We start from the raw sequence: 16,316 nt of genomic DNA on the forward strand, positions 1-16,316 counted from the left end.
TATTTGTTATGATATCCGAATTCTAACAAGATAAAAGCGAGCTGCATTCTTTCAAAATGCAGCTCGTTTATTCTTCCTGAAATGGCTTAAAGGGAAGCCCTGTCCGCAGCACCCCTTTTGTTTCAACTCCACCTAAACCTTTCTCTCCCGTTAACGTATTCCGAAGAACATCCCATACATGGATATGTTCTATAAAAGGGGTAAAGCTCACCTTCCCGACAATATATACTGGATCAAGAGCATGAATATTAACACGTGAAGGTGAGCTTGCGAAATTGGCCCCTGCTTGGATAAGGGATTCAAAATGGGATTGGCAAGCTCCTGCAAATATAATCAATTGATCCAAATGAGATACCTTCTTTCTCGCCTCTCGAACGGTCTGTACAAAGTCCCTTGAGTGACGATAGGCATTGATATCGCTCATTGGTCCTTTAGATTTAGAATAGGCATCATGACCAGTGACAACAAGGATATCCGGCCTGTAATGGTCTAATAAACCCCCTATTCGCCGGGGCATTTCCTTTTCGTTACAATAGACACCATTGACTGGAATACCGAATTTCTGATATAAATCCAGACATTTCCTAAGGTAGGTAGCATCGCCATCCACATGTAGCACCCTGCCTGGTATCTGAAAATATTCGCCACTATAGCGATAGCCATTACTGGATTGATAGCCGCTTTTCTGTTGCTGCAGCTCTATATCCTGTGTTAATAAGCGGTAAGATTGTTCTTGAAGTACCTCATTGGACCTTTGTCGGACATTTCTCTCATTATCATTTATTATCATTAAGTCTTGAAAAGGTGCATCTGCAATCAATCGGATATCTTCCCCATAAAGAATCGCTTCACGTCTTCCATCAATATCACGGATATCGATTACTCGAAACAACACGTCGCATTTATAAGAAACCCGACCAACAATATCGTTTATTTGAATATTCATGGCCTCACCCCATGAGAAGACTTATTTTCAGCCCGCCCTAGATTATTTTCATTCTTAAGTTATGCGAACCATTCTTGAAAGGTGAAAGTAAAGGAAAGGGATTGACTACATATATGTATAGGAAGAAGTAATTTATCCCCCTAAGCTTATCCTTGGAAAAAAAAAGCCGGAAGCTGGGAATAGGCCCGTTCCGACTAAAACTTTGTTAACATATATCTTATTTGAAATTCGGCAATAACGCATCACTTAAGCGGCCAAATTCCTTAATGCTTAGTGTTTCACCACGTCTTGTTGGATCCACTTCTGAAGCTTCGAGAGCAGCAAGGATAAGTTCTTTTTTAGATTTCCCATCTGGCAGTTGACTTGTTAAGTTGTTTAAAATCGTTTTCCGACGTTGCGCGAAGCTAGCCCGGGTAACAATAAATAAGAAATCCTCATCTTGTACTTCAACAATTGGCTTAACACGCTTAGTCAGACGTATTACCGCTGAATCGACATTAGGCTGCGGCATGAAAACCGTTTTCGGCACAATCATTACTGTTTCTGCTTCGGTATAATATTGGATGGCGATCGATAATGAACCATATTCCTTTGTCCCAGGCTTAGCAGCAATTCGATCAGCCACTTCTTTTTGCAACATACACACGATGCCTCTTATGGGAAGGTTTTCAGACAAAAGCTTTAAAATAATAGGCGTTGTAACATAGTAAGGTAGATTTGCAACAACCATCAAGTCTGAGATGTCAGCGAACTCCTCTTCAATGACCTTTTTTACATCCGCTTTTAGAATATCTTCATGTATGATGTTCACATTGTTATAAGGAGACAGTGTATCCGATAAAATCGGCAGCAAACGCTGATCAATCTCAAAGGCCGTGACTTTTTTGCTACTTTTCGCTAGTTGTTCCGTCAATGCGCCTATTCCAGGTCCAATTTCAATTGCGCCGCTTTCCTCGGTCAACTCAGCATGATCGACAATACGTTTCAAGATATTCGTATCAATTAAGAAGTTTTGACCTAAACTCTTTTTAAAAGAGAATCCGTGCTTCTTTAGTATTTCTTTCGTTCTGACAGGGGTTGCAATATCCTTATTCATGTTTTTCCTCCTGATCTATCTGTACAATTGCTTCATAAAAAGCTTCAGTTGATATTTGGAACATTTTTAATCTCTTATATAACTGTTTCCCATTTGTAAAACCAATCTTCAAGATAGAGCCAAGTCTTTCCCTTCGCTCTTTAGCACCTGATCCTCCAATTAAACCTGCATCTATTAAATCCTGCTGTGAGATCTCTTCTGAAGCCTCTTCATCCATTAATTGAGCGTCTTTCAAGGCATTACGAATTGCTTCAGGAGAAGCGTGCTCCACACCTATCCCTCTCCCAGACTTAGGAAGTGCTTCTTTCTTCGTTAAAAAGGCGTGTTTACAGCCTTTTACTTGTTCTGAAATGGTATTCCTGATTTTTTGTCCTGGAAAGTCTGGATCTGTAAAAATAATTACTCCTCGTGTCTCTTGTGCAAGCCTTACCTGCTCAATACAGGATTCATTCACCGCGGAACCATTCGTTTCTATTGTATCAGCATTAACAGCCCTTTTTATCGCTACCGTATCGTCTTTACCTTCTACAACAATAATTTCTTTGATTTTTTTCATATTTTCCTCCATACAGAAAAGCGTAAGCACTTTGATTAGCTCTTGAAAACAGACTTTACTCAGAAAGAAAATAACCCTTTGAGTCATCGTTTTTCATATGAGTTAGAATTTGGAGCTAGACACCATTGCGACCATTGCTAAATAAAAATAATTTTACCGCTTATTGTGAAACCCTATGACTTATTGAATCGTCTATCTTATTAAAACAGTTTTACACTGGGGTTTTCAACAAACGAAAAATAAAACGTCAAAAAACAGGAGACAATTTATCTCCTGCGAGAGAAACCTTATTAGTTCAATACGCGAATCTTCACTTTCTTTACACCCCAGCGATATGCATCATTTTTTGAGGAAAAGAAGACATCTATCCTATTTCCCTTTATCGCTCCGCCTTTGTCAGCAGCTACTGCATAGCCATAACCTTCTACATATACTTTCGAACCCATTGGAATTACACTTGGATCGACCGCTATAATTTTGGCACCAGGATTACTCTTAAGGTCCACGCCCGTTGAAGTAACACCTGAACAGCCCTTACAACTTGCTGTATAAGCTGTTGATGAAACATAAATCTCTTTCCCACTTGTAGAATTAACGTTACTCACTCCGCGTGAAGCCTGAGCAACCGTCGTTTTTGTTCCGACTGTTATAACCTTATCCTGCTTTTTATTTACGACTTTTTCTGAAAGTAATTTTCTTTTGACTTCTTTACCATTTTCCTTAACAACTTCATATTTCTTGGAAATGAGTCCGTCTTTTCCTTCTTTGACGATATTCTCTTTCCCTTTCGATAAGGAGTCATCTTTTTTAGTTATGACAGCAAAGTCCACTGGTTCTTCCACTACATCGGTGACTTTTTCAATTCGAATAACGTTTACCGTATTCTTAGCTTCAACTTTTTCGACTAATCCTGGCTCAACTCGATCCAAATCATTGAGCTTTACACCTTGTTGCTTTAAAAAGTCAGCGACAGTAGCCGAAGTTGACCATACCTGTTTTTCGTTTCCACCTACCACTAAATTTAATGAAAAAGCCTTATCGATGGCAACTTCCATATTCGCTTCCAGCTTCGTATTTTTTGAAGGTGTGATTTTATCCTTCTCATTCACTTCAAGGTCTTGTTCCTTTAAAAATTCTTCCACCGTATCGGCTGTTGACCAAACTTCCTCAGTCTCTTCATCTTGTACCAAGGTAATTTTTTGAGCAGGCTTCCAAACAACTTCTAGATTATCCTCTACCTTACTGTCTCCTGAGGGGTGGACATAGTCCGCTGCTTGTACGGTAATCTCTAAATCTTTTAACATATCATTTACAGTAGCTGCGTGTGTCCGCACTACCTCTTTTTTTCCGTCCAGCATTATTGTAACCGTATGCTTTGTTCCTTGATGGATTAGTATTCCCAGTGCCGTAGAAACAAGAATTGCACTGCATATGGCAATTGCCATTCTCTTCTTCCCTAGCTTGGGAATAAGGTTTTTCATAGTTTTTAATAGAATGAAAAACTCCTCCTTCCTCCCGGTGATTATATAGACATAGTTATCAAGCTGTCAACCCATTCACTTCTCATTCAGGAAATTACTACCTATTATGCATATTCTCTATTGAAAAGGAAAGTGCAAATTCTCGACATAATATGCCTATTATAGGAGTGAGATTTGTAGAAATCTTAAAAAATGCGTTTTTAGTTATCAGACCCCGGGAGATCCTGTCAAAAATGCTGTCAGTTAATGCCGAATAATTTCTTAGCATTGTCCGTCGTTGCTTGAGAAACTTCCTCTACTGAAAGTTGTTTAATTTCAGCTATTTGTTCAGCGACAAGCTTCACATAGGACGGTTCATTACGCTTTCCTCTATAAGGGTGTGGCGCTAAATAGGGGCAGTCTGTTTCGATTAGTAGACGGTCTAAAGGTACGGCAGCTGCCACTTCTTTCGGCTTTTTCGCATTTTTAAAGGTTACAGGACCTCCCAATGAAATATAGAAGTTCATATCAATACATTCCATTGCTGTTTCAGCACTTCCACTAAAGCAATGCATGATGCCTCCTACTTCTGATGCCTCTTCTTCCTTTAATATTTTCACGATATCCGCGGTAGCTTCTCGGTTATGGATGATAATGGGTAGACCTACCTTTTTAGCCAATCGGATTTGCTTCCTGAACACCTCCATTTGGATAACTTTCGGTGATTTATCCCAATGATAGTCAAGTCCCATCTCTCCTATAGCCACAACTTTAGGATGAGAGGATAGTTCCTCAATCCATTTTAAGTCCTCTTCTGTCATATCTATCGCATCTACAGGATGCCAACCGACTGCTGCATACATAAAATCATAAGTTTCTATTAATTCCATTGCTCTAGTTATAGTTGGCCGGTCAAATCCTACGACAACCATGTTATTCACTCCTGCTTCCTGTGCTCTTTGGATGACGTCTTCGAGGTCCTCGTTGAATTGCTCCGCATTTACATGCACATGTGTATCAAATAACATACTTTTCTTCCTTTCTAGCACTATTTTATAAAAAAATGAGAGTTTTATGTTTCACATTTAGGTAACAAAAAGATTACAAATATTCCCTGTATGTATCAACACTAAATGATGACTAAAACATAGGCCCTATAATAAGTTATGTTTTCCAAAAGTATAAAGAAAAAACATAAAAGTGTTTCATATGAAACACTTTTATGTTTTGGGTTTATTTTACCTTCGAACCATTTGGAATGGAGGCATCTATTGTAGCGACAGAGAGGACTCCATCCTGGCTACCTGCCAAAATCATCCCCTGAGAAAGCTCGCCACGAAGCTTAACAGGTTTCAAATTCGTTACACAGATCACTTTTTTCCCTACTAAATCTTCAGGTTTATAGTGTTGGGCAATACCTGAGACAACCTGCCGCTTTTCATATCCTAAATCAAGCTGCAGTTTAAGAAGCTTATCTGCTTTCTTTACTGGCTCTACTTCAATGACCTGAGCTACACGAAGCTCTACTTTTGTAAAGTCATCAATAGTAATTTCATCAACCTCTGGAATAGCCTCTTCTACTTTTTCTGCAACCTTAGGTGTTCCACCCTGCATTTGTTCTTTAATATATAAAACTTCCTCTTCCATGTCTAAACGAGGGAAGATTGGATCTCCCTTAAGCACTTTTGTTTCAGAAGGAATCTGACCGAAGTCCGCTAAGCTGTCCCATGACTTTAAAATTTCATTCTGGATGTTAAGCTGAGCAAAGATTTTTTCCGGTGTTTGTGTCAAAAATGGTTTCAGAAGTATAGCCGTCCTGCGTAAAGATTCTGCCAAATGCACCATAACACTCGCAAGCTCTTCTTTCCTTGTTTCATCTTTTGCAAGCATCCATGGCTGAGTTTCATCGATGAACTTATTTGTTCTGCTGACAAGCTGCCAAATAGATGTTAAAGCAACTGAAAATTCCATGTTCTCCATGGCTTCCTCATACTTGCTCACTGTATCTTGATTCATTTCTAACAGTGCCTTTTCAAACTCATTATTCGAGCCTTTGTAACTTGGAATTACACCGTCAAAATACTTATTGACCATTGCTACTGTTCTATTTAATAAGTTTCCTAAATCATTTGCCAGATCAAAATTGATTCGTTCAACAAATCCTTCCGGCGTAAATACTCCATCTGAACCAAATGGAACTTCACGTAGAAGGTAATAGCGTAATGAATCCAAGCCATATCGATCAATTAATGTAACAGGATTGACTACATTTCCTTTTGATTTCGACATCTTACCGTCTTTCATGAGCAGCCATCCGTGGGCAAAAACTTTCTTAGGAAGTGGCATGTCCAGAGCCATTAACATAATAGGCCAGTAAATCGTATGGAAACGAACAATTTCCTTTCCGACTAGATGCACATCCGCCGGCCAATAATTCAGATATTTAGAATCATTATCCGTTCCATACCCTAATGCTGTAATATAATTAGTCAAGGCATCAATCCAGACATAAATAACATGTTTTGGATTTCCTGGTACTTTGATACCCCAATCGAACGTTGTACGGGAAACAGCCAAATCTTCCAATCCTGGTTTAATGAAGTTATTAATCATTTCATTTTTACGGGATTCAGGTTGTATGAACTCTGGGTTTTCCTCATAAAACTTCAGCAACCGATCTGCATACTTACTCATCTTGAAGAAATAAGACTCTTCTTTTACCTTTTCAACGGGTCTGCCGCAATCTGGACAGTTTCCATTGCTTTCTTCAACCTGACGTTCCGTGAAGAAAGATTCGCAAGGTGTACAGTATAATCCTTCATATTCGTCCAAGTAAATATCACCCTGATCAAGTAGCCTCTTAAAGATTTTGGCTACTACTTCTTTATGGCGATCTTCGGTTGTCCTAATGAAATCATCATAAGAGATATCAAGCTTTTGCCAAAGCTCTTTAATTCCTGATACGATATTATCTACATATTGCTGCGGAGTAATTCCCTCTTCCGCCGCTTTGCGCTGGATTTTTTGACCGTGTTCATCTGTTCCTGTTAAGTACATGACATCAAAGCCACGCATCCTTTTATAACGAGCCATAGCATCCCCTGCCACTGTCGTATACGCATGCCCTATATGTAAATTACCACTCGGATAATATATGGGTGTTGTAATATAAAATGTTTTTAATTTATCCTGCACTTTATTCCCTCCTCAACTTTTAAAAAACTGGCTTTAGGACTTGGCCAAGCCAATGAGACTACTTTAAAACTATTATCTCTATTTTAACTCTATATACTATTCTACGCGACAAGAATCATCAATCAAATCATCTTGGATAATAGAATAAAAATATTATAAGTAGATGCCCCAGTTAAACCTTCGAAATCAGGACACACGCCCCCATACTATGTAAGCATTACCTCTTACCTCAACAAAATATACCTAAAATATATTTTTTGTGCAACAACTCACATATTTTAAAGTCTTTTCCAAGAAAAAAATTATCCTTAATTCAGAACTAATACTTTGAAACTAAATTGAATTTAATCATATAATAGAAAGGCATGTTCTTTGATGCATAGTTTGTCGAATCATGCTGAAGTAAGTAGTTCCTTGTTACTGATTTTATCTTCGCATAAAACAGAATAGTGGATTTTTCTCTTTTCCAGCATTTTTTCTTCCTTAGGAAGAAGCTATACTCTCTTCTTACAGAAAAATGAAAATAAATCATTGACGAATTTGGGAATGGCTGGTATTATAAATTTATAAAAAAATTTGTCGAATATTGGCGAAAAAAATAGAAAAAGGGTACTAGATTGTAATCTGAGAGGAGAATTTTCAAAAATGAAATCTACAGGAATCGTTCGTAAAGTTGATGAGTTAGGCCGGGTGGTTATTCCAATCGAGCTTCGCCGTACATTGGGTATCGCTGAGAAAGATGCTCTTGAAATCTATGTTGATGACGAGCGCATCATCTTGAAAAAATACAAACCAAACATGACTTGCCAAGTTACTGGTGAAGTTTCTGATAATAACCTTACACTTGCAAACGGTAAATTAATTCTTAGTCGTGAGGGTGCAGAATTACTTATCCAAGAAATTCAACAAAACTTTTCAACTTCTAAATAAATGATATAAACAAAAAAACTTCCGATCTTCGGAAGTTTTTTTTATTGCTTACTTAAACATATTATTGCACATCAATGTGGTATGCCTGGTATACGTCTCGTTTTTGTATATTACGGTCTTTTGCGACTTGCTTGATAGCATCCTTGGAGGTAACCTGTTTGGTTTCTATATAATAGTTGACATGGCCGACAATGTCAAAGGCCATCCACCATGCTTCTTCAGGCTCTTCCTCCAACCATTGCGCCCCTTCTATTATCAAACAGAACTCACCGCGTATCTCGGATTCCACTGCCCACGCCAATGCCTCACTTACCGTCCCACGAATAAACTCTTCAAACTTCTTCGTTAATTCACGGCATAAAACAATACGGCGGTCACCTAGAATTTCATGCATATGTTTTAATGTTTCTTTTAAACGATGAGGCGATTCATAGACAATCCATGTCGCTTCCATTTTTTTTAACTTTTCTAGCTCTTGCTTTTTTTCTTTTGCTCCTCGCTGTAAAAATCCATAAAAGTAAAAAGGCTGTGGCACAAGACCCGAAGCAATCAACGCAGTTAGTGCAGCATTAGCACCCGGCAATGGGATGACCTTAAACTGCTCAGCAATTGCATCTTTAACCAGTTCATATCCAGGGTCGGAAATTGTCGGCAGACCAGCATCACTTACTAACGCTATTACTTCTCCTGAACGAAGCCTCTCAAGCATCTGCTTCCCGCTATATTCCTTATTATGTTCATGATAACTAACGATAGGGGTCGAAATTTCAAAGTAATTACATAGTTTTTTCGTGTTTCGAGTGTCCTCTGCAGCAATAACATCCGCTTCCTTTAAAATTCTCAAAGCCCGGAAGCTCATATCCTCAAGATTTCCGATTGGTGTAGGAACTAGATATAGGGCTGGCTCCAATCCTTCTTTTTCAAAACTCTTTTGCTGCCACATAGGTTACTTATCCTCCTTTGCCATCCACTTTTGTTTTTGTTTTCTTGTTAATTGCTTAAACTGGTATTCAGCCTGCATGGCTAATGTCTGAGATTCAAACGTTTCATGATAAATCAGTTCAACCGGGGCACGTCCTCGTGTATACTTCGCCCCCTTGCCTTGATTATGCATGTCGACCCTACGATCTAAGTTATTTGTATACCCTGCATAATAGCTGCCATCCCTGCATTTTAACACATAAAAATAATGCCTACTCTTCTCCATATAAAATCCTTCTGATTTCCGGATTATATTCATTTTGTTCATTATACACAACAAGAGGTGGGAGAATCTTCAAATCAGGGCTTCCGTCCTTTATCCCTTCAATAAGAATCGTATTTGCTTCTTTTGTGCTTTTTGGATAAACAAATTGCAGTCGCTTTGGTTCTATCCGATACACTCTCATTAAATGTAAAATATCCATTAAACGGCCAGGCCTATGAACGAATGCTGCTTTGCCGCCCTGACGCAATAACTGACTTGAGACACGCATTACGTCCTCAAGGTTACACATAATTTCATGCCGGGCAATTGCAAAATGCTCATTTTTATTTATTTCCTCGATGGATGGAGTAGGAAAATAGGGTGGATTACATGTTACCACGTCATATTTACTATACCCTATCTGTTTTGGAATCTCTTTTATATCTCCATGAATCATCTCAATCTGGGAGGATACGTCATTGTAATCTACGCTTCTCTGAGCCATGTCATGTAACCGCTCTTGAATCTCGATACCTGTAATTGTTCCTTTCGTTCTTGTGCTCAACAGCAATGGTATAACCCCATTTCCTGAGCAAAGATCGACAAGTTTTCCTTTTTGAATCGGCACGTTTACGAACCTTGATAATAATACGGCATCTAATGAGAAAGAAAACACCGATGGGCTCTGGATGATTCTTAAATTCTCAGCCAATAGATAATCGAGGCGTTCATCTCCTTTAAGTTCTACCAATGCTGTTACCCTCCTATTTGTGTATAGAAAAAGCATGTTTAGGGCCCATGCTTTAACATTTTCAATCGTACAAAAAGGGTCTGACTCATAGTAAGCGTCAGACCCCGAATCACTATATATTGTAAACGGTCTATCTATCACGTAAAAGAGATGGAACATTCTTTTATATTATTCCATTTTCACTTCTTGTTTAAAAAAGATAAACAGAACAGGCAATCTCCTTCTTTTCGTAAACTTCCAAAATGCAGATTACAAATATGGAAGCCTTCCTGATAGATACGGGCTAGATTATCATAGCCTTCCCCGATATCCATAACCTTTTCCGCACTCGCAGTACGATTTTTTACTTTTTGTTTAACCTTTACAGAAGCAGGTGCACTCTCGACTTCCACAAGGCCTAATCGATGACGCAAGTGCTCGTTTTCCAACTTGAGCGACTGATTTTCCTCGAGAATTTCCGCTAGATTCTGCTTCAATTCACCAAGCTGTTTATATAATTGGCCTATCTGGGTTTCCATATTGGTCACCGACTCAAAAATATCTTTCTTATCCACGCTCTCCCACCACCTTAATAATCTGTGGCTTGAATAGAAACGGCTCCCTCTTTTAGAATCTCATCTAAAGTATACTCTAATACTCTTTCCTGCTCGATTAGTTCAATCTGAAGTATGCGTTCTAGAATATTAAGCCCCACTACCTTGCCTTTGCCACCAGGCGTATTAATCATTTCACCTAAATCAGGAAGCATTTCCTTCGCACTTTCATACTCATCATTTTCATATTTCAGACAGCACATCAATCGACCGCATAATCCTGAGATCTTTGTAGGGTTCAATGATAAATTTTGATCCTTGGCCATTTTGATTGAAACAGGTTCAAAATCTCCAAGAAACGTGGAGCAACATAGCATTCTGCCACAGGGCCCAATGCCCCCAAGCATTTTTGCCTCATCCCTGACCCCAATTTGGCGCAGTTCAATCCGTGTTCTGAATATGGCAGCTAAATCTTTGACTAAATCTCGAAAATCCACGCGACCATCTGCTGTAAAGTAAAACACAACTTTATTTCTGTCGAAGGTATATGACACATCTACAAGCTTCATATCCAACTTATGCTCATCAACCTTTTGACAACATATAGAGTAAGCCTCTTCCGCAGCTGCCTTGTTTTCGTCAACTATTAGCTTATCTTTTGCATCGGCAACCCGAAGTACCTTTTTCAATGGCAGGACAACATCATTTTCATCTACTTGTTTACGGGCTGTAACAACTTTACCGAATTCAACACCGCGGACAGTCTCCACTATTACAAAATCGTCCTTAGGAATAGCGAATTCACCCGGATCAAAGTAGTATATTTTGCCCGCTTTTTTAAACCGGACACCTACAACATCATACAAATCATGATCCCTCCTGCAAATTCAGCACAAGCTGTTCCATTAACAGCTGTGGATTCGTGTTGGACATCAGCTTCCTTTTTGCTTCCAAAATATACCCCATATGTTCAGCGAGGCGTCTCGGAGAAAGATGAAGAGCGTGAGTTTCAAATTCCTTCAGTTTACTTTGAAATACAACAAGGTCCTTCTTGTCCAACTGAATGTATAATAAATCCTTATATATAAGAAGTAACAAATCAAGACCTCTATCAACCTGTTCTCTTTCTTTAAAGTGTGAAAACCAATCCGTCTGAAGGTATAACAAAGCCTTCAAGGAATTCTGTTTTAACACTTCATATAATTTTACCACTATTTTTTGAGCTTGTACAAACCATTCATCATGGCTAAGTTCGATTCCGGCTTCCACATTCTGTGTTAAATGTGAGATTACAGAGGCAAGCTGCGGATCTAAATCCTGTTCTATCAGCTTCCGCTTTACATTCTCCGGGGATAACGGCTTAAAAGAAATCACTTGGCATCTTGATAATATGGTTGGAAGAATTCGCTGAAGCTGTTCGGTCATCAGAATGGCCACAGTATCAGCTGAAGGCTCTTCTAAAAATTTCAATAGACTGTTTGCTGCTCCGACTGACATTTTATCCGCATCGGCAATCATATAAACTTTCCGATCTGCCTCTACACTTTTCTTCGAGAATTCTTCTTGAAGACTCTTAATTTGTTCCTTTTTAATCGACAGCCCATCTCGCTCAATCAAATGAACATCAGGGTGATTTCCACTTGAAATTCGTTTGCAATTCCGGCATTGCTCGCATGGCTTGTAACCTTCTGTCGGGGCCTCACAAAGCAAGCTTTTTGCGAAGGTTTTACTTATATCTTGCTTACCTGACCCTTTTTCCCCTTCAAAAATATAAGCATGAGCCACTCTGTTTTTCGTTATGCTGTTTTGTAGCATCGTCATAACCTGTGGCTGAATTTGCCTCATGTCCTGCCATGTTTTATCCAACACTATCAACTCACTTAAGTATATAAATTAACCAGAAGTCCTTTAATTTCACCAATCATTTCTAATATCTCGAGCGAGCTCTTCTCTTTATTCAGAATTTCCTCGCTTAACTCAACTAATCTCGCATCGATCGTTTCCACGGTTTTCAATGGTCTGCTTTGACCGTATTGGTTCCAGGTCGTAGACTGCTTCAGTTGTAGACCATATTCAACAGATTCTCGGACAAACCGCTTCACTAACGCTTTATATTTCGCCAATTCTCTAAAGGTACGTGACCGAACCAAACGCTGGCCCGCCCCTTCAATATCACCTATTAAACGGTTTAATGTTTGGATTTGCATTTTTTGATCCTGTGTTTGGACCATTTGTTGAAACCTTCCATTGCCTGTTTGAGCCTGTTTGGTATCCTGCCGTGCTTTATCCAACTTAATTGGAATATCGTGGTTGATTTTCATAATGAACCTCCATACAACTAACCGTTAAAATTGTAAAAAGTTTTCAACTGGCAGAACAAATATGGTTGCACCGCCTACTTGAATTTCCACTGGATAAGGTACATAGGATTCGGCATTGCCACCCATCGGTGAAACAGGTGACACTAACTGGGATCGTGATTGACAATTCTGTTTAATAATCTGAATGGCTTGGTCAACACGTGCATCCTCTGTGCCAATCATAAAGGTTGTATTTCCTGATTTTAAAAACCCACCAGTACTGGCAAGCTTGGTTGTCCCGAAATTATTTTCTACTAATTCATTCAGCAGCCGATGACTATCCTTGTCTTGAACGACAGCAATGATCATTTTCATTCTCATCATCCTCCGGTTACTCTGAATTTTCTTAACTCTACTATCTCTATTATAGCAATTAGTCTTTGCTTGGAATAGTGTACGGTTGAATAATATGGAAATCCAAGTGCTTACTGTCCTGTTTTTTCTAAAAACGTAAGTAAGCGGGCTTTTGTTTCCTCAAAAACTTCCTCAATTGTCCGACCCGCATCCACGATAATGAACCGGTCTTTCCATCTATTTATAATTAGCTGATACCCCTCACATACTCTTTTATGAAAATCCATGGCTTCCAGGTCTAGTCGGTTCACTTCCCGGTCCCCGTTGGACTGAATACGTCTCAAACCTTCTTCTGGATCGATATCAAAAAAGAACGTAGCATCCGGCATCATATCTCCAATTGCGAATTTATTGATATTGTACACTTCTTCTATATCTAAGCCCCTAGCATACCCTTGATAAGCCAGCGAACTATCTATAAAACGGTCACACAGAACGATGCCTCCTCGCTCTAGCTCCGGAATGACTATCTCCACTAAATGCTGACGCCTTGCAGCTGCGTATAATAAAGCTTCGGTTCTTGGGTCCATAGCTGTATTGGCTTTATTCAGGATAACCTCCCTAATTTGCTCGGAAATGGGAACGCCTCCTGGTTCTCGTGTTAATAGGACTTGGTAACCTTCTTCTTGAAGAGCCTTACCGAGCATTTGGATAATTGTTGTTTTCCCAGCTCCTTCAGGTCCTTCCATTGTTATAAAAATACCACGGTTCATCGGTGTACCTCCAAGGTTCTTTGTTTGTAGTATATCATTTTAACCAACCTGACCGCTTTCATAAACGATTAGCTCTCCGTTTGAAAGGGAGGAACCGCCATGAAATCTAGATCCCAGTTCAAGCAGTCTTTTTAAGTTGATTATGTGCTTCGAGGTAATCATTTCCCCGGACATAATTAAAGGGATTCCTGGCGGATAAGGGATGACCATCTCAGCGGATACCTCTCCAACTGCTTGACTTAATACTACGGATCTCGATTCCCTTTGACCCATTACAGAATATGGTAGTGCCAGGCTCGTCATTGAATTCTCAGCCAGCCAGCTCACTGCTCGATTAGCCTTACTTCTTCCAGTGTTTTCTTTAGTTACATTTTTTATTTTTTGAACAATTTCATGAAAAGGAAAATAGTGATTTTTCTTTAATAATGGCAATATCATTAACAAATTAAAGGGATCAGCCAGTTCTGAATAAATCCCCTCTGCTTCACACAACTGCTGTAACTCAAACCCACTTAAACCCTTTGTTGATTGAATGACTACTTTTAAAGGGTCTGCTGACGTTCCCGGTGGTGCTTCTAACACCCGTACCGATTGGAGACCTGCTAATTCCCTTCTGAAATCTGATATCCTTTTAATAAGGCAGTTTTGATCTTCTAATGTAAAAGAGGCTAAATAAGCCCTGGCTAAGTCGAGCGATCCCATAATCGGATAAGATGGACTGCTTGATTGGAGCATTTGCAAATAGAATGACACCTTATCTATATCTAATAAGGTTGTATTAATATGGAGATAGGAACCCATCGTCATTGCCGGTAGTGTTTTATGAGCAGAGTGAACAACAGCGTCTGCCCCAGCTAAAATTGCTGTTCTAGGAAAGGGACCTCCTAACTGAAAGTGAGCGCCATGTGCCTCATCTACCAGCACTGGAATTCCTCTTTGGTGTGCACGCCTCACGATTTCCGAAAGATCTTCACCAAGACCATAATAATTTGGATACGTTACAATGATAGCTTTTACATCTGAATGAACTTCCAGTGCTGCTTCAATTAGTTCCGTTCTGACACCACCTGCAACCCCCCATTCATCATAAAAAGTCGGTTGTAAAAAAACTGGTTGTACCTTCGCTAACATCAGTCCATGTAAAATTGATTTATGACAGTTCCTTTGGACAAGCACCTTATCTCCTTCCTGGCAGGTAGCAAGGATCATCGCAAGGTTCCCAACAGTTGAACCATTGACTAGAAAATAACTCTTCTGTACACCATATAAATCAGCGAGCAGTTCCTCAGACCTCAAAATTGCACCTTCAGGGGCATGCAAGTCATCTAAGCCGCTTAGTTCCGTAGCGTCTATTCCCAGTAAGGAGTTATATAATTCTTGGCCTTTATTACTAAACACCCATCCATTTTTATGCCCTGGGACATGCAGAGATATTGGATTCTTTTTATTAAATGCACCCATTGCATCGAACAATGGAGTCTGTAATTGATTCATTTCTCTCTCTTCCCTCAAATCATAGTATTTTTTCATTTTATCAAAAAAGTTCGATTTAATCTCTTATTGAGACGGGCTGGATATCAATTATGTAGGACTACGCTCCGTATATTTGTAATTCTGAAACAAGCACTTGATGGATATGCAACCATTCTTCTAAAGTAAAAAAAGAGCCAGCTAATAAAGAAACACTCCATTTCTTTATTCTCTAACTCTTCAACTTTCTATAAACTACTATTTCTTAAGAACAAATTTCGGGATTGGTGATTTTTCTTAATTGTTTTAAGTAATATTTATACCTAGGATCGTTTGTATCCGTCCCAATCATATCCCTTTCGCATTCCTCACAAATAAAAGTGGTATATAAGTGTATCCCCATACCTTTTATTTGTTCACAAACCACGCACGATTCCCCTGCCGTTGTTTTGGTTGTTGTTGTCCCCAACATCTCCACCTCCATACCTGCATTCTCCCCAAAAACCATAGTTCACATACATAACTTAAATAGTTTAAGAGAACCGGGGCTCCTTTTAACAATGTATGATGAAGGTTTTCAATACGTGTATGTCTCTATAAAAGTTTCCATAATTGATGAACACTTCGTCATTAATGACTTGTTTTTCATTAAACAAAAAAGACCAGCCGGAATGGCTGATCTTTTCAAAATGGCTTGGCGGCGTCCTACTCTCACAGGGGGAAACCCCCAACTACCATCGGCGCTGAAGAGCTTAACTGCCGTGTT

Annotated in this window: 18 protein-coding genes and 1 rRNA gene; 1 reads left to right on the forward strand and 18 read right to left on the reverse strand. The window is 39.2% G+C overall.

From position 1 onward, the window contains the following. Positions 1 to 67: 67 nt before the first annotated feature. The 6 genes from yabG to metG form a co-directional block, all read right to left on the reverse strand. A complete protein-coding gene (gene yabG, locus ACQKMR_RS22635; protein ID WP_427699330.1) occupies positions 68 to 946 on the reverse strand; it encodes a sporulation peptidase YabG in 879 nt (292 codons plus the stop codon). A 217-nt stretch (positions 947 to 1,163) separates the two neighbouring features. Next, a complete protein-coding gene (gene rsmA / locus ACQKMR_RS22640) occupies positions 1,164 to 2,042 on the reverse strand; it encodes a 16S rRNA (adenine(1518)-N(6)/adenine(1519)-N(6))-dimethyltransferase RsmA (protein ID WP_427699331.1) in 879 nt (292 codons plus the stop codon). Next, on the reverse strand, positions 2,035 to 2,598 hold the full coding sequence (gene rnmV / locus ACQKMR_RS22645) for a ribonuclease M5 (protein WP_427699332.1): 564 nt from the start codon (positions 2,596 to 2,598) through the stop codon (positions 2,035 to 2,037). The genes rsmA and rnmV overlap by 8 nt, the downstream gene beginning before the upstream one ends. A gap of 290 nt (positions 2,599 to 2,888) precedes the next feature. Beyond that, the gene (locus ACQKMR_RS22650) at positions 2,889 to 4,043 is read right to left on the reverse strand and encodes a ubiquitin-like domain-containing protein (protein WP_427699333.1); all 1,155 of its coding nucleotides are present in this window, start codon (positions 4,041 to 4,043) and stop codon (positions 2,889 to 2,891) included. A 275-nt stretch (positions 4,044 to 4,318) separates the two neighbouring features. Then, positions 4,319 to 5,086, reverse strand: a complete 768-nt coding sequence (locus tag ACQKMR_RS22655) for a TatD family hydrolase (protein ID WP_427699334.1) — start codon at positions 5,084 to 5,086, stop codon at positions 4,319 to 4,321. 205 nt (positions 5,087 to 5,291) lie between these two features. Continuing rightward, positions 5,292 to 7,253: a methionine--tRNA ligase gene (gene metG / locus ACQKMR_RS22660; protein WP_427699335.1), complete on the reverse strand. Its 1,962-nt coding sequence runs from the start codon at positions 7,251 to 7,253 to the stop codon at positions 5,292 to 5,294. A 645-nt stretch (positions 7,254 to 7,898) separates the two neighbouring features. Here metG and ACQKMR_RS22665 point away from each other — a divergent pair. After that, positions 7,899 to 8,183, forward strand: a complete 285-nt coding sequence (locus ACQKMR_RS22665; RefSeq protein ID WP_056525508.1) for an AbrB/MazE/SpoVT family DNA-binding domain-containing protein — start codon at positions 7,899 to 7,901, stop codon at positions 8,181 to 8,183. A 61-nt stretch (positions 8,184 to 8,244) separates the two neighbouring features. Here ACQKMR_RS22665 and rsmI read toward each other — a convergent pair whose 3' ends face one another. The 12 genes from rsmI to rrf form a co-directional block, all read right to left on the reverse strand. Continuing rightward, positions 8,245 to 9,126, reverse strand: a complete 882-nt coding sequence (gene rsmI, locus ACQKMR_RS22670; protein WP_427699336.1) for a 16S rRNA (cytidine(1402)-2'-O)-methyltransferase — start codon at positions 9,124 to 9,126, stop codon at positions 8,245 to 8,247. A 3-nt stretch (positions 9,127 to 9,129) separates the two neighbouring features. Then, entirely contained in the window at positions 9,130 to 9,390 is a 261-nt protein-coding gene (locus tag ACQKMR_RS22675) for a GIY-YIG nuclease family protein (protein ID WP_427699337.1), read from the reverse strand. Then, complete coding sequence (locus tag ACQKMR_RS22680) at positions 9,377 to 10,120, reverse strand: tRNA1(Val) (adenine(37)-N6)-methyltransferase (protein WP_427699338.1); 744 nt, start codon at positions 10,118 to 10,120, stop codon at positions 9,377 to 9,379. The genes ACQKMR_RS22675 and ACQKMR_RS22680 overlap by 14 nt, the downstream gene beginning before the upstream one ends. A 179-nt stretch (positions 10,121 to 10,299) precedes the next feature. Further along, entirely contained in the window at positions 10,300 to 10,638 is a 339-nt protein-coding gene (gene yabA / locus ACQKMR_RS22685) for a DNA replication initiation control protein YabA (RefSeq protein WP_207196469.1), read from the reverse strand. 50 nt (positions 10,639 to 10,688) lie between these two features. Further along, positions 10,689 to 11,519 carry a PSP1 domain-containing protein gene (locus ACQKMR_RS22690; protein WP_427699339.1) on the reverse strand — a complete coding sequence of 277 codons (831 nt, stop codon included), beginning with the start codon at positions 11,517 to 11,519 and terminating at the stop codon, positions 10,689 to 10,691. A 1-nt stretch (position 11,520) separates the two neighbouring features. Beyond that, positions 11,521 to 12,519 (reverse strand): DNA polymerase III subunit delta', encoded by a 999-nt coding sequence (holB, locus tag ACQKMR_RS22695; protein ID WP_427699340.1) that lies wholly within the window; start codon positions 12,517 to 12,519, stop codon positions 11,521 to 11,523. A gap of 14 nt (positions 12,520 to 12,533) precedes the next feature. Continuing rightward, complete coding sequence (locus tag ACQKMR_RS22700) at positions 12,534 to 12,974, reverse strand: YaaR family protein (RefSeq protein WP_427699341.1); 441 nt, start codon at positions 12,972 to 12,974, stop codon at positions 12,534 to 12,536. 24 nt (positions 12,975 to 12,998) lie between these two features. Beyond that, on the reverse strand, positions 12,999 to 13,328 hold the full coding sequence (locus ACQKMR_RS22705) for a cyclic-di-AMP receptor (protein WP_053349015.1): 330 nt from the start codon (positions 13,326 to 13,328) through the stop codon (positions 12,999 to 13,001). 110 nt (positions 13,329 to 13,438) lie between these two features. After that, a complete protein-coding gene (tmk, locus tag ACQKMR_RS22710; RefSeq protein WP_427699342.1) occupies positions 13,439 to 14,080 on the reverse strand; it encodes a dTMP kinase in 642 nt (213 codons plus the stop codon). Between the two features lie 39 nt (positions 14,081 to 14,119). Continuing rightward, positions 14,120 to 15,574, reverse strand: a complete 1,455-nt coding sequence (locus tag ACQKMR_RS22715; protein ID WP_427699343.1) for an aminotransferase class I/II-fold pyridoxal phosphate-dependent enzyme — start codon at positions 15,572 to 15,574, stop codon at positions 14,120 to 14,122. A 241-nt stretch (positions 15,575 to 15,815) separates the two neighbouring features. Continuing rightward, complete coding sequence (locus ACQKMR_RS22720; RefSeq protein WP_082527567.1) at positions 15,816 to 16,034, reverse strand: sigma factor G inhibitor Gin; 219 nt, start codon at positions 16,032 to 16,034, stop codon at positions 15,816 to 15,818. 208 nt (positions 16,035 to 16,242) lie between these two features. Continuing rightward, a 5S ribosomal RNA gene (rrf, locus tag ACQKMR_RS22725) occupies positions 16,243 to 16,316 on the reverse strand; the annotation flags it as partial.

The sequence above is a fragment of the Peribacillus sp. NPDC096540 genome (assembly GCF_050278525.1).
Taxonomy (GTDB): Bacteria; Bacillota; Bacilli; order Bacillales; family DSM-1321; genus Peribacillus.

Bases quoted from the DNA above. Each gene is read 5' to 3' on its own strand.
- yabG (WP_427699330.1), bottom strand. From the start codon at position 946: ATGAATATTCAAATAAACGATATTGTTGGTCGGGTTTCTTATAAATGC.
- rsmA (WP_427699331.1), bottom strand. From the start codon at position 2,042: ATGAATAAGGATATTGCAACCCCTGTCAGAACGAAAGAAATACTAAAG.
- rnmV (WP_427699332.1), bottom strand. From the start codon at position 2,598: ATGAAAAAAATCAAAGAAATTATTGTTGTAGAAGGTAAAGACGATACG.
- ACQKMR_RS22650 (WP_427699333.1), bottom strand. From the start codon at position 4,043: ATGGCAATTGCCATATGCAGTGCAATTCTTGTTTCTACGGCACTGGGA.
- ACQKMR_RS22655 (WP_427699334.1), bottom strand. From the start codon at position 5,086: ATGTTATTTGATACACATGTGCATGTAAATGCGGAGCAATTCAACGAG.
- ACQKMR_RS22665 (WP_056525508.1), top strand. From the start codon at position 7,899: ATGAAATCTACAGGAATCGTTCGTAAAGTTGATGAGTTAGGCCGGGTG.
- rsmI (WP_427699336.1), bottom strand. From the start codon at position 9,126: ATGTGGCAGCAAAAGAGTTTTGAAAAAGAAGGATTGGAGCCAGCCCTA.
- ACQKMR_RS22675 (WP_427699337.1), bottom strand. From the start codon at position 9,390: ATGGAGAAGAGTAGGCATTATTTTTATGTGTTAAAATGCAGGGATGGC.
- yabA (WP_207196469.1), bottom strand. From the start codon at position 10,638: ATGGAAACCCAGATAGGCCAATTATATAAACAGCTTGGTGAATTGAAG.
- ACQKMR_RS22700 (WP_427699341.1), bottom strand. From the start codon at position 12,974: ATGAAAATCAACCACGATATTCCAATTAAGTTGGATAAAGCACGGCAG.
- ACQKMR_RS22705 (WP_053349015.1), bottom strand. From the start codon at position 13,328: ATGAAAATGATCATTGCTGTCGTTCAAGACAAGGATAGTCATCGGCTG.
- tmk (WP_427699342.1), bottom strand. From the start codon at position 14,080: ATGAACCGTGGTATTTTTATAACAATGGAAGGACCTGAAGGAGCTGGG.
- ACQKMR_RS22715 (WP_427699343.1), bottom strand. From the start codon at position 15,574: ATGAATCAATTACAGACTCCATTGTTCGATGCAATGGGTGCATTTAAT.
- ACQKMR_RS22720 (WP_082527567.1), bottom strand. From the start codon at position 16,034: ATGGAGGTGGAGATGTTGGGGACAACAACAACCAAAACAACGGCAGGG.